Raw genomic sequence first — 12,478 nt, forward strand, 5'->3', positions numbered from 1 at the left:
GGTGCGGGGCGCTGGGTGGCCTCCCTCCAGGAACCCGCCGCGGTCCCGTCCCGGGTCCCGCCCTGAGCTCGCGAAGGGCGGGGAGGACGGGGTCCTTCCACGGTGGGGAGGAGGGAGGTCCTTCAATCGGTGTCGCTGAACAGCTGCCGGTGCGTCGAGAGCAGCGTCACCTCCGGCCGCTCGGCCAGCAACCGCTCGCAGGCGTCGAGGACGTCGGTCACCTGAGCGGCGTCGCCGGCCACCGTGGCCACCCCGACCTGCACGCGGCGGTGCAGGTCCTGGTCACCGACCTCTGCGGCGGCCACGGCGTACCGGCGCCGCAGCTCGGCCACGATCGGCCGGACCACGGCGCGCTTGCCCTTGAGCGAGTGCACGTCGCCGAGCAGCAGGTCGGCGTTCAGCGTGCCGGTGAACACCGGATCTCCCCCGTCCTGCTGCTGGGCGTCGTGGCCCCCGTCCCCACTGCTCGCGCGCCGAGCTGGCCCCTTCGCAGGGGCCCGCTGCGCGCGTGCGAGCAGTGGGAGCGACGGGTCCTCAGACGCGCGGCTTCTCGCGCATCTCGAAGGTCTCGATGACGTCCTCGACCTTGATGTCGTTGAACGACCCGAGACCGATGCCGCACTCGTAGCCCTCGCGGACCTCGGTCACGTCGTCCTTGAACCGGCGCAGCGACTCGACCGTGAGGTTGTCGGCGACGACCACGCCATCGCGGACCAACCGGGCCCTGGAGTTCCGGGTGATCGTCCCGCTGCGGACGATGGAGCCCGCCACGTTGCCGATCCGCGGCACCCGGAAGACCTCGCGGACCTCCGCCGTGCCGAGCCCGACCTCCTCGTACTCCGGCTTGAGCATGCCCTTGAGGGCCGCCTCGATCTCCTCGATCGCCTGGTAGATGACCGAGTAGTACCGGACGTCGATGCCCTCGCGGTTGGCCAGCTCGGTGGCCTGCCCCTCGGCCCGGACGTTGAAGCCCAGGACGATGACGTCGTCGGCCAGCGCCAGGTCGATGTCGCTCTTGGTGATCGACCCGACCCCGCGGTGGATGACCCGCAGCGAGACGTCGTCGCTCACCTCGATCTTCATCAGGGCCTCCTCGAGCGCCTCCACGGTGCCCGAGTTGTCGCCCTTGATGATCAGGTTGAGCTGACGGTTCTCCTTGAGCGCCGCGTCCAGGTCCTCCAGGCTGATCCGCTTGCGCATCTGCGCGTTCTGCGCGTTGCGGATGCGGGCCTGGCGGCGGTCGGCGATCTGCCGGGCGACGCGGTCCTCCTCGACGACGAGGAAGGTGTCACCGGCACGCGGCACCGAGGTGAGGCCGACGACCTGCACCGGACGCGCCGGCAGGGCCTCCTTGAGCTTGTTGCCGTACTCGTCGAGCAGCGAGCGCACGCGGCCGTAGGCGTCGCCGGCGACGATCGAGTCGCCGGTGCGCAGCGTGCCGCGCTGGACCAGGACGGTCGCGACCGGGCCGCGACCCTTGTCCAGCTTGCCCTCGATGACCACACCCTGCGGGTCCATCTGCGTGTTGGCGCGCAGGTCCAGCGAGGCGTCGGCGGTCAGCAGGATCGCCGCGAGCAGGTCGTCGATGCCCTGACGGGTGGTCGCGGAGACGTCGACGAACATCGTGTCACCGCCGTACTCCTCGGCCACCAGCCCGTACTCGGTGAGCTGCTGGCGGATCTTGGCGGGGTTGGCCCCCTCCTTGTCGATCTTGTTGACCGCGACCACGATCGGCACCTCGGCGGCCTGGGCGTGGTTGAGCGCCTCGACCGTCTGCGGCATGACGCCGTCGTCGGCGGCCACGACCAGGACGACGATGTCGGTCACCTTCGCGCCACGGGCACGCATCGCGGTGAACGACTCGTGACCCGGGGTGTCGATGAAGGTGATCGGGCGCTCCTCGCCCTCCAGCTCGGTGGCGACCTGGTAGGCGCCGATGTGCTGGGTGATGCCGCCGGCCTCGCGCGCCACCACGTTGGTGTTGCGGATGGCGTCCAGCAGCTTCGTCTTCCCGTGGTCGACGTGACCCATGACGGTCACCACCGGCGGACGGGCCTCCCAGTCCTCCTCGTCACCCTCGTCACCGAAGGTGAGGTCGAAGGTCTCGAGCAGCTCGCGGTCCTCGTCCTCGGGGCTGACCACCTGGATGTCCCAGCCGATCTCGGCGCCGAGCAGCTGCAGCGTCTCGTCGTTCACCGACTGGGTCGCGGTGACCATCTCGCCCAGGTGGAACAGGGCGGTGACCAGCGCGGCCGGCTGAGCGCCGATCTTCTCGGCGAGGTCGGTCAGCGACGCACCGCGCGGCAGCCGGACGACCTGCCCGTTGCCCCGCGGCAGGCTGACGCCGCCCATGCTGGGCGCCGCCATCTGGTCGAACTCCTGGCGCCGCTGCTTCTTGCTCTTGCGCCCGCGGACGGGACCACGCCCGCCGGGACGGCCGAAGGCACCCGCGGTACCGGCACCGGAGCCACCACGACCCCGGCCGCGGCCACCGCCGCCACCGGCACGGAAACCACCGCCGGCGGGAGCGCCACCGCCGCCACCACCACCGGGACGGAAGCCGCCGCCGCCACCACCGGGGCCGCCCCCGGGACGGCCACGACCGGCGGGGGCACCGGGACGGCCGGCACCGGCCGGCCGCGGCGGCATCATGCCGGGCGAGGGACGCTGCGGCATCATGCCCGGGTTCGGGCGCGGACCACCGGGACCGGCCGCCGGACGCGGACCGCCGGCACCGGGACCCGGACGCGGGCCACCGGCCGCGGGACGCGGACCGCCGGCACCGGGACCCGGACGGGGACCGCCGGGGCCGGCCGGACCGGGACGCGGGCCGCCGGCAGCGGGACCCGGACGCGGGCCACCGGCCGGGCCGGGACGCGGCGCGCCGCCGGCCGGAGCCGGACGGGGAGCGCTGCTGAAGGGGTTGTTGCCCGGACGGGGAGCCGGGCGCGGGCCCGGTCGCGGACCGGCGCCCGGGGCGGCCGGACGCGGACCGGGGGTGGGACCACCGGCCGGTCCGGGGCGCGGGGCACCCCCCGGACGCGGGCCGCTGGGCGCCGCGGGCGGCTGCTGGGTCGGCGCGCTGGCCGCCGGGGCCTGGGGCTCCGGAGCGGTCGGCCGCGGGCCGGGGACGGGCGCACCGGGCCGGGCCGCGCCGGGACGCGGGCCCGGGGTCGGGGCACCGGGGACGCGGGTCGCCGGCGACTGCGCCGCGGGGGCCGGAGCCGGAGCCGGAGCCGGAGCCGGAGCCGGAGCCGGGGTCGGGGCAGGTGCCACAGGGGCGGACGGCGCGGCCGGAGCCGCGGCGGCCGGGGCCTGCGGGGGACGCGGACCCGGGCGCGGGGCGGGCTTGGGAGCGGCCGCCTGGCCACCACCGTTGCCGCCGCCGTTGGCACCAGACGCGACGAAGGCCTCCCGGAGCCGCCGGGCCACGGGGGCCTCGACGGTCGAGGAGGCGGACTTCACGAACTCGCCCTGCTCCTTGAGCTTGGCGAGCACGGTCTTGCTGTCGACACCGAACTCCTTGGCGAGTTCGTGTACGCGGGCTTTGCCTGGCACGGATCTCCTCTTTGTGAGGCCGGCGGCTGGCCCGCGCGACCTCGTCGTCAGTACTGCATGGTCTGGCTTGTCATCGTGGGGACTTCACGGCTTGCTCATCCGACGACGTCTCGCTCTCGACGTGCGGCCCCGCCGGGTGCGGGTCCGTCTGTGTTGGTGCGGTTGTCGTTCGTGCGTGCTCGCCCGTCCGGGACCCGCTCCCCGGAAGCGCCACAGGCGCGCCGAGGACGTGCTCCCGGAGCGGACCGGCCTCCACCGGGGAGCCGCCGCCTCCGGGGAGGCGCAGCGCCCGGGGGAAGGCCCGGCGTCGCTCCGCTGCGTGCAGGCACTCCGGGGTGGGGTGCAGCGAGGCACCCCGGCCGGGGAGCCTCCGTCGCGGATCGGGGACGAGTGCCCCGTCCCGCGCGACGACGCGCAGCAGGTCGGTGACCGGAGCGCGCTTCCGGCAGCCCACACAGGTGCGCACCGGGATCGACGTTTCGGCCACCCTGCACTCTAGCGCGCTGAGGGCCCCGGGTGTTCCGGGCTCCGGCCACCGGGCACCCGACCGGGGCGTGCGCCTCCACCCGGCCCCCCGAGGCGGCCGCCGCGCGCGGCGGCCGCGCCCGAGCGCAGCGGCGCGCGCCCGACGCCCGGCGAGGGCGTGGCGTCGTCGAGCTGGGCGTCGCTGCGGATGTCGATCCGGCAACCGGTCAGCCGCGCGGCCAGGCGGGCGTTCTGGCCCTCCTTGCCGATCGCCAGCGACAGCTGGTAGTCGGGGACGACGACCCGCACGGCCTTCGCCTGGCGGTCGACGAGCTGGGCGCTGGAGACCCGCGCCGGGCTCAGCGCCGAGGCCACGAAGGTCGCCGGGTCGTCGGACCAGTCAACGATGTCGATCTTCTCGCCGTGCAGCTCGCTCATGACGTTGCGCACGCGCTGCCCCATCGGGCCGATGCAGGCGCCCTTGGCGTTGAGCCCCGGCACCGAGGTGCGGACGGCGATCTTCGAGCGGTGACCGGCCTCGCGCGCGACCGCGACGATCTCGACGCTGCCGTCGGCGATCTCGGGGACCTCGAGGGCGAAGAGCTTGCGGACCAGGTTCGGGTGGGTGCGCGAGACGGTGACCTGCGGGCCGCGGTAGGTGCGGGCGACCGAGACGACGTAGGCCCTCAGCCGGCTGCCGTGGGGGTAGCTCTCCCCCGGCACCTGCTCGGCCGCGGGCAGCACCGCCTCGACCTTGCCGATGTCGACGAGCACCGTGCCGCTGGCGTTGCGCCGCTGGTCGGCCTGCACGATGCCGCTGACGATGTCGCCCTCCTTGCCCGCGTACTCGCCGAAGGTCTGCTCGTGCTCGGCGTCGCGCAGCCGCTGGACGATGACCTGCTTGGCGGTGCTGGCCGCGATCCGGCCGAAGTCCTGCGGGGTGTCGTCCCACTCGCGGACGACCTCGCCGTCCGGCCCCAGCTCCTGGGCGAGCACCGCGACCTCGCCGGTCTTGCGGTCGACGTGCACCCGCACGTGCTTGCTCGCGCCGTCGGCGTGCCGGTACGCGGTCACCAGGGCCGTCTCGATGGCCTCGATGACGGTGTCGGCCGGGATGCCCTTCTCCCGCTCGACCGCCTTGAGGGCGGTCACGTCGATGTTCACTGTCCTCCTCCGTCGTCGTCGTCCGCGGGATCCGGCTGCTCCGTGGCGTCCTGGGGCTCCCCACCCGCCCCCGGCTCGTGCCGGCCGAACTCCACCTGCACCCGTCCGGTGCCCAGCTCCTGCCACGGCACCTGCCGTCGGGTGGGCGGCCGCTTCTTCGCCCCGGGCTTGCCCTTCGCCTCCACCGCGAGGGTCACCCCGTCGCCGTCGACCTCCAGCACCCGTGCGGTCACCTGCTCGGTCGAGCCCGCGGGGCCCACGGCCACGGTGACCAGCCGCCCGGTGTTGCGCCGCCAGTGCCGCGGCTCGGTGAGCGGCCGGTCGACCCCGGGGCTGGTGACCTCGAGCACGTAGGGGGCGCTGCCGAACTCGCCGTCGTGCTCGTCGAGGGCCGTGGACACCGCGCGGCTGACCTCGGCGACGTCGTCGAGGGTCACGCCGGCGTCCCGGTCGACCACGACGCGGACGATGCTGCGCCGGCCGGCGGGGGTGACGACCAGCTCCTCGAGGTCGTACCCGGAAGCCTCGACGACCGGCGCGACCAGTCCGGCCATCCGGGTGGCGACGGGATCGGTGCGGGGGGCGGCGGACACGGCTCCCTCCCTCTCCTGGGCTCGGTCGGCGACACGCACGCGGTGGTGTGGAGCCGGTGTTCCGGCCCGCCGGGGGGACGGCGGACACGCCGTCGGCCCGGGACCGGGCAGAGGGTCAGGCTACCGCTCCGGCCGCGGGCCCGAGACCGGGCGGCCGGGGACGGACCCGCCCGCCGTGTGCTCCCGGCCCGGCGGAGACCGGGCTGAGAGGATGGGGGTGATGGCCTCCCTCGCTCCGCCCGCTCCCGCGGGCCTCCCCCGTCGCGCCTTCCTCGCGGCCTCGGCCGGGCTCGCGCTGCTGGCCGCCGGCTGCACCGCGGGCTCCTCGGGCGCCCCGGCGGTGAGCACCGAGGAGGCCGACCGGCTGGCCGGGCAGGTCGCCGTCCAGGAGGCGGTGGTCGCGGCCTACGCCGTGGCGACGACCGCCGATCCCGCTCTGGCCCTCAGCGACCTGCCCCTCAGCGACCTGGCCGCGCAGGCGGGCGAGCAGCTCGACCGGCTGCGCGCCGCCGCGCCGTCCTCGACGTCGTCGCCGTCCGCGTCCTCCCCCGCACCGCCGTCCCCGCCGCCCGGCGGGGACGTGCGCACCTGGCTGCGGGAGCAGGTGGCCGGCGCGGCCGCCTCCCACGCCGCGGCCTGCGTCCAGCAGACCGGTGCCCGGGCGGCCCTGCTGGGGGCGGTCGCCGCGGGGCTGCGCGGTCACGAGGCGGCCCTGGCGTGAGCGGAGGACGGGCACGTGGCTGACGACGGCGTCCTCGACGAGGGCACCGAGACCGCGGCGCTGCGGGAGGTGCTGGCCGCCGAGCACGCCGCCGTGTGGGGGTACGGCGCGGTGGGCGCGGCGCTGCCGCCGGACGCCCGCGAGCCCGTGGTGGCCGGCGACGTCGCGCACCGGGACGTCCGCGACCGGCTGGTGGCGCTGCTGGACGCCCGCGGTGCCGAGCCGGTGCCGCGCGAGGCCGGCTACACCCTGCCCTTCCCGGTCCTGTCGCCGGTGGACGCCGCCGCGCTGGCCGTCGTCCTCGAGGAGGGCGTGTCCGCGGCCTGGGTGCGGCTGCTCGACCAGGCGACCGAGCCGTCGGTGCGCGAGCTGGCGGTCGAGGAGCTGGGTGCCGCCGAGGTGCGCGCGGTCGGGTGGCGCGCCGCCGCCGGCCGGACGCCGGTCACCAGCGCCTTCCCCGGCCTGCCGCGGTAGGAGCTCTTCGCCCCCGATCGCCTCCGCTTCGTCGGGACGTTGCCCTGACCCGGCCGCCCCTCAGCCGCCCAGTCCGCCGAGGAAGGCGTCGGTCACGTCGACGGCCACGCTGCTGGACTGGCCGGTCTCCACCAGGACGGCGAAGGCCAGGTCGCCCTGCGGTCCGCCCAGCTGGTAGCCCATGAACCAGCCGTGGGCGTCGGGCGGGGTGCCGGTGCCGAACTCGGCGGTGCCGGTCTTGCCGTAGACCTCGCCGCGGTCGGCCAGCCCGTTCGCCGTCCCCGACAGCACCACCTCGCGCATCATCGGCCGCAGCGCGTCGAGCACGGCGGGGTCCGGGCCGGCGGGGACCTGTCCGGCGGGCTGCGCGCCGACGACCTCGACCGGCACCGCCGGGGTCCCGCTCGCGATCCCGGCGGCCACCAGGGCCAGCTGCGCGGGGCTCATCAGCACCTGGCCCTGGCCGATGGCGTTGGCCGCCTTCGTCGTCCCGGTGCTGTCCGCGGGCACCTCGCCGCTGAACACGTCGACGGGCAGCTGCCAGTCGGTGCCCACGCCGTAGGAGGCGGCGGCGTCGGCCAGCGCGTCGTCGGGCAGCTGCAGCCCCTGCTGCATGAAGGTCGTGTTGCAGGACTCGGCGAAGGCCTCGGTGAACGGGACCGTGCCCAGGTCGAACTGGTCGGCGTTCTCGAACTCGCGCCCGTCGACGACGAAGGTGCCGGGGCAGGCGACCGGCGTCTGCGGGGTCAGCGTGCCGGTGGCCAGGAGCGCGGTGGCGCTGATCGTCTTCATGCTCGACCCCGGCGGGTACTGGCCGGTGAACGCGTTGCCGGCCGCGGCGGCCTCGTTGGAGGAGACCGCGACGATCTCCCCGGTGCCGGGCCGGACGACGACCAGGTGGGTCGGCAGCTGCTGGGTGGCGACGGCGGCGTCGGCGGCGGTCTGCACCGCGCGCACCAGCGGCGTCTGCACCGGCGTGCCCGGCACCGGCTCGACCGCGTCGACCTGGCGGCCGGCGTCCCCGGTGGCCTCGTCGGTGCTGACGACGGAGACGGTGAAGCCGGGGGTGCCGGTCAGCTGCTCCTGCAGGGCGCGCTGCAGCCCGGACAGGCCCAGCCCGTCGCCGGCGGCGTACACCGGGGTGCCGTCCTGCGCGGTCTCCTCGAGCACCTCGGCGGTCGCCGGGCCGACCCGGCCCAGCAGGGCCGAGGCGAAGCGGGGGCTGGGGGCCAGCAGCCGGGTGTCGGTGGGGAACACCGCGCCGGGCAGGTCGAAGACCTGCGCGCGGATGGCCTCGAAGTCCGGACGGCGCAGCGTGATGACCGGCACGAACCGGCCCGCGGGCGCGGCCTGGACGTCGGCGACGATCTCGTCGGCCGGGATCCCGGTGGCCGACGACAGCCCCGCCGCGAGCGCCGGCAGGTCGGTGACCTGGGCGGGGTCGACGCCGACGTTGACGACCTCGGTCGGGGCGAACAGCGGCTGCCCGGCCGCGTCGGTGATGTCGGCCCGCTCGGGCAGCTCGCGCTCCAGCAGCAGGCGCTGGCCCTCCCCCAGCTCCGGGTGCACCAGGGTCGGCTCGGCGACGACGTCCCAGCCCTCCTCGGCCTCCCGCAGCCGCAGGGTGGCGGGGTAGCTCCAGCCGGGGGCGGCGGCGAGGTCCCAGGTGGCGGTCCAGTCGACGGTGGCGGTGCCGTCCTCGACGGTCACCTGCCCGACCTCGGGGCTCAGCACGGCCTCGGGCAGGTCGGTCGCGGTCTGCTCGAGCAGGGCGGTCGCGACGTCGGGGTCCGTGGTGGCGCCGGCGGCGGCCGCGGTGTCCCCGGCCGCCCAGTCGGCGAGGAAGGCCTCGGCCGCGGAGCGGACGTCGTCCTCGGCGTCGCCGGAACAGGCCGCCAGCACCGGCACGGCGAGCAGCGTGAACGTGGACCCCAGGACCGTCCCCCGACGTGTGCGCACGGGGAGACAGCGTTCCAGACGAGGACGTCCATCCCCGGGAGGCCGACCCCTCCCGGCCCCCTGAGCCCGGTGACGTGTGGAACGGCGACCCTTCAGAACAGGACGCTGGCGAACTGCCCGACCTCGTGGAACCCGACCCGGGCGTAGGCGGCGCGGGCGGAGGCGTTGAAGTCGTTGACGTAGAGGCTGACCACCGGCGCGATCGCGGTGCGCGCGTACTCGACGACGGCCGCGGTGCCGGCGGCGCCGATGCCGCGGCCGCGGTGGGCGGGGGCGACCCAGACGCCCTGCACCTGGCAGACGCCGCGGGAGACCGCGCCGATCTCGGCCTTGAACAGCACCTCGCCGCCCTCGATCCAGGCCAGCGACTGGCCGGCGCGGACGAGGTCGGCGACGCGGGCGCGGTAGCCGACGCCGCCGTCCACCCGCAGCGGGCTGACCCCGACCTCCTCGGTGAACATGGCCACCGCGGCCGGCAGCAGGACGTCGAGCTCGACCGGCCGCACCGGGCGCACCCGCGGCTCCGGGGCGATCGCCGGCGGGCCCTCGATGGCCAGCAGCGGCTGGCGGGGCCGGTGGTCGCGGGCCGGTCCCCACGAGGGCTCCAGCAGCTCCCACAGCGGGTCCACGGAGGCGGCCGGGCCGACGATGGTCGAGCAGCGCCGTCCGGCGCGGCGGGCGCGCTCGGCGAAGGCCGTGGCGGCCGGCTGCTCGGCCCCCGGCAGGGCGAACGGGATCAGGTTCGCCCCGGCCAGGCAGATCGCGTCCAGCGAGCGCCCGCTGTCCAACCCCCACAGCGGGGCGCCGAGGGCCGCGGCGGAGGTGCCGACGGCCTCGACGCGCCCGGCGATGACGCAGGCCGCCACCGGGTCGCTGGCGAGCAGGGCACGGACCGCGGGCTCGTCGGTCTCGTCGAGGACCCGCGCCGTCGGCGAGCGCAGCACCGGACCGGACCGGTCAGCTGACGGTGACGACGGGCGGGCCGGACGGCGTGCCCTCGTCGACGGCCGCACCGGCGAGGCGCATGGCCTCCTCGATCAGGGTCTCGACGATCTGCGACTCGGGCACGGTCTTGATCACCTCGCCCTTCACGAAGATCTGCCCCTTGCCGTTGCCCGACGCCACGCCGAGGTCGGCCTCGCGGGCCTCGCCCGGGCCGTTGACGACGCAGCCCATGACGGCCACCCGGAGGGGCACCTCGAGCCCGTCGAGGCCCGCGGTGACCTCGTCGGCCAGCGTGTAGACGTCGACCTGGGCGCGCCCGCAGGACGGGCAGCTGACGATCTCCAGGCCGCGCTGGCGCAGGTTCAGCGACTCCAGGATCTGGGTGCCGACCTTGACCTCCTCGGCCGGCGGGGCCGAGAGGGAGACGCGGATGGTGTCGCCGATGCCCTGGGAGAGCAGCGCGCCGAAGGCGACCGCGGACTTGATGGTCCCCTGGAAGGCCGGGCCGGCCTCGGTGACCCCGAGGTGCAGCGGGTAGTCGCACTGGGCGGCCAGCAGTTCGTAGGCGCGCACCATGACCACGGGGTCGTTGTGCTTGACCGAGATCTTGATGTCGCGGAAGTCGTGCTCCTCGAACAGCGAGCACTCCCACAGCGCCGACTCGACCAGCGCCTCGGGCGTGGCCTTGCCGTACTTGGCCAGCAGCCGCTTGTCCAGCGACCCGGCGTTGACGCCGATCCGGATCGGGATGCCGGCGTCCTTGGCCGCCCTGGCGATCTCGCCGACCTTGTCGTCGAACCTCTTGATGTTGCCGGGGTTGACCCGGACGGCGGCGCAGCCGGCGTCGATCGCCGCGAAGACGTAGCGCGGCTGGAAGTGGATGTCGGCGATGACCGGGATCTGCGACTTCCTGGCGATGATCGGCAGCGCCTCGGCGTCGTCGGTGTCCGGGACGGCGACCCGCACGATCTGGCAGCCCGAGGCGGTGAGCTCGGCGATCTGCTGCAGCGTGGCGTTGATGTCGGCGGTCTTGGTCGTCGTCATCGACTGCACGCTGACCGGGTGGTCACTGCCGACGCCGACGTCGCCGACCATGAGCTGACGCGTCTTGCGCCGGGGAGCGAGGACGGGCGGGGGTACGGCGGGCATGCCGAGACCGACGGGGATGGCCATGACCACGAGTATCGCCCTCCGTCACACGTCGGTGCCGGTGACGTGGGGGGGAACACCCGCCGCACACCCGCCGCGGCTACTGCAGGGTGACCGGGTTGACGACGTCGGCGATCAGCAGCAGGCCCGACAGCGCGACGAACAACCCGGCGACGACGTAGGCGACCGGCATGAGCCGGGCGATGTCGAACGGCCCCGGGTCGGGCCGGCCGCGCAGCCGGGCGACGACCGAGCGCGCCTTCTCGTACAGCGCGCCGGCCACGTGCCCGCCGTCGAGCGGGTAGATCGGCAGCAGGTTGAACAGGAACAGCACCAGGTTGACGCTGGCCAGCAGCTGGAAGAAGAAGCTGACCTTCTCGGTCGTGGTGAAGTCCTCGAAGGCGAAGACCTCACCGGAGATGCGGCTGACGCCGACGACGCCGATCGGCCCGTTCGGGTCGCGCTCCTCCCCCAGGAAGGCCGCGCGGAACAGCTGCGGGATCCGCTCGGGGATCTCGATCAGCCGGTCCACGGAACGGACGAGGACGTCGCCGATGTAGCCGGGGACGGCGGTGACCGGCTGCCGGACGTAGGTCTGCGCGGCGCTGACCCCGATGTAGCCGACCGTCTGGGTGCCGTCGGCCTCGCCGTCGCCGTCCCGGTCGACGCGGATGGTGTTGGCGATGGGGGTGACCGTGAGGTCCAGCCGCTGGGTGTCGCCGTCGACGTCGCGGTCCACGGTGAGGACGATCGGCGTGCCGGTGCTGACCCGGATGGCGTCCTGGACCTGCTGCCAGCCGGTGGCCCGGTCGTCCTGGGCGGCGTCGGGGACCTGGCTGACCGGCCGGCCGTCGATGGCGACGATCGTGTCCCCGGCCCGCAGACCGGCCGCGGCCGCCGGCGAGAGGGCCGCGTCGTCGGGGCAGGTGGTGGCGCTCGAGGTGGCGGGCAGCACGCACTCGGGGACCGAGGCGATGGTGGTCGTCGTCCCGGGGACGCCGAAGCCCACCAGCACGACGGTGAAGAAGACGACCGCCAGCACCAGGTTGTGGAAGGGGCCGGCGAACATCACGATGACCCGCTGCCACCAGGGCTTGGCCCAGAAGACCCGCCCCTCGTCACCGGGGCGGACGTCGTCGAGCGCCGCGCCGCGGACCTCGGCGATGAACGAGCGCATGCGGGTCGCCCGCTTGCTCTCGTTCTCCTCGGCCGGCGGGATCATCCCGATGATGCGGATGTAGCCGCCGAGCGGGACGGCCTTGACGCCGTACTCGGTCTCCCCGCGCGTGCGGGAGAAGACGGTCGGGCCGAAGCCGACCATGAACTGCGGGACCCGCATGCCGAACTTCCGGGCCCAGGCGAAGTGCCCGTACTCGTGGAAGGCGATCGAGAGCAGCAGTCCGAGCGCGAAGAGGACGATCCCGAGGACGGTGAGGAGTGCTCCGCTCAG

General features: G+C 75.0%; 11 protein-coding genes and 1 pseudogene. 2 read left to right on the forward strand and 10 right to left on the reverse strand.

Going from position 1 to position 12,478, the window contains the following annotated elements:
• Positions 1-122: 122 nt before the first annotated feature.
• The 6 genes and pseudogenes from BLS21_RS00085 to rimP form a co-directional block, all read right to left on the reverse strand.
• Positions 123-416 carry a DUF503 domain-containing protein gene (locus tag BLS21_RS00085; protein WP_091212292.1) on the reverse strand — a complete coding sequence of 98 codons (294 nt, stop codon included), beginning with the start codon at positions 414-416 and terminating at the stop codon, positions 123-125.
• 118 nt (positions 417-534) lie between these two features.
• Positions 535-2,367 (reverse strand): translation initiation factor IF-2, encoded by a 1,833-nt coding sequence (infB, locus tag BLS21_RS25670; protein ID WP_245699999.1) that lies wholly within the window; start codon positions 2,365-2,367, stop codon positions 535-537.
• Positions 2,368-3,417: 1,050 nt separating this feature from the next.
• Positions 3,418-3,558 (reverse strand): annotated as a pseudogene (locus BLS21_RS26105) (translation initiation factor IF-2 N-terminal domain-containing protein); the annotation flags it as partial.
• A gap of 70 nt (positions 3,559-3,628) precedes the next feature.
• Positions 3,629-4,045, reverse strand: coding sequence for a DUF448 domain-containing protein (locus BLS21_RS00095; protein WP_091212297.1), 417 nt, complete (start codon positions 4,043-4,045; stop codon positions 3,629-3,631).
• A gap of 8 nt (positions 4,046-4,053) precedes the next feature.
• A complete protein-coding gene (gene nusA / locus BLS21_RS00100) occupies positions 4,054-5,187 on the reverse strand; it encodes a transcription termination factor NusA (protein ID WP_091212300.1) in 1,134 nt (377 codons plus the stop codon).
• The gene (gene rimP, locus BLS21_RS00105; RefSeq protein WP_091212303.1) at positions 5,184-5,780 is read right to left on the reverse strand and encodes a ribosome maturation factor RimP; all 597 of its coding nucleotides are present in this window, start codon (positions 5,778-5,780) and stop codon (positions 5,184-5,186) included. Before rimP ends, nusA begins: the two co-directional genes overlap by 4 nt.
• Positions 5,781-6,000: 220 nt before the next feature.
• Between rimP and BLS21_RS00110 the strand changes: the two genes are divergently transcribed.
• Together BLS21_RS00110 and BLS21_RS00115 are read left to right on the forward strand one after the other, a co-directional pair.
• Positions 6,001-6,501, forward strand: coding sequence for a hypothetical protein (locus tag BLS21_RS00110; RefSeq protein ID WP_091212306.1), 501 nt, complete (start codon positions 6,001-6,003; stop codon positions 6,499-6,501).
• Positions 6,502-6,516: 15 nt separating this feature from the next.
• Positions 6,517-6,975, forward strand: a complete 459-nt coding sequence (locus tag BLS21_RS00115; RefSeq protein ID WP_091212309.1) for a ferritin-like domain-containing protein — start codon at positions 6,517-6,519, stop codon at positions 6,973-6,975.
• 60 nt (positions 6,976-7,035) lie between these two features.
• On the opposite strand, the gene BLS21_RS00120 is transcribed toward BLS21_RS00115, so the two are convergent.
• From BLS21_RS00120 to BLS21_RS00135, 4 genes are all read right to left on the reverse strand, one after another.
• On the reverse strand, positions 7,036-8,934 hold the full coding sequence (locus BLS21_RS00120) for a penicillin-binding transpeptidase domain-containing protein (protein ID WP_091212312.1): 1,899 nt from the start codon (positions 8,932-8,934) through the stop codon (positions 7,036-7,038).
• Between the two features lie 92 nt (positions 8,935-9,026).
• Positions 9,027-9,878, reverse strand: a complete 852-nt coding sequence (locus tag BLS21_RS00125; RefSeq protein WP_091212315.1) for a GNAT family N-acetyltransferase — start codon at positions 9,876-9,878, stop codon at positions 9,027-9,029.
• A gap of 13 nt (positions 9,879-9,891) precedes the next feature.
• Positions 9,892-11,052 carry a flavodoxin-dependent (E)-4-hydroxy-3-methylbut-2-enyl-diphosphate synthase gene (ispG, locus tag BLS21_RS00130; RefSeq protein ID WP_091213630.1) on the reverse strand — a complete coding sequence of 387 codons (1,161 nt, stop codon included), beginning with the start codon at positions 11,050-11,052 and terminating at the stop codon, positions 9,892-9,894.
• 76 nt (positions 11,053-11,128) lie between these two features.
• The gene (locus tag BLS21_RS00135) at positions 11,129-12,478 is read right to left on the reverse strand and encodes a M50 family metallopeptidase (protein WP_245700001.1); all 1,350 of its coding nucleotides are present in this window, start codon (positions 12,476-12,478) and stop codon (positions 11,129-11,131) included.

The sequence above is a fragment of the Geodermatophilus siccatus genome (assembly GCF_900103785.1).
In the GTDB taxonomy this organism is placed as follows: Bacteria; Actinomycetota; Actinomycetes; order Mycobacteriales; family Geodermatophilaceae; genus Geodermatophilus; species Geodermatophilus siccatus.

Excerpts from the sequence above, each read along its gene's own strand:
- ispG (WP_091213630.1), bottom strand. The coding sequence starts at position 11,052 with ATGGCCATCCCCGTCGGTCTCGGCATGCCCGCCGTACCCCCGCCCGTC.
- BLS21_RS00110 (WP_091212306.1), top strand. The coding sequence starts at position 6,001 with ATGGCCTCCCTCGCTCCGCCCGCTCCCGCGGGCCTCCCCCGTCGCGCC.
- infB (WP_245699999.1), bottom strand. The coding sequence starts at position 2,367 with ATGGCGGCGCCCAGCATGGGCGGCGTCAGCCTGCCGCGGGGCAACGGG.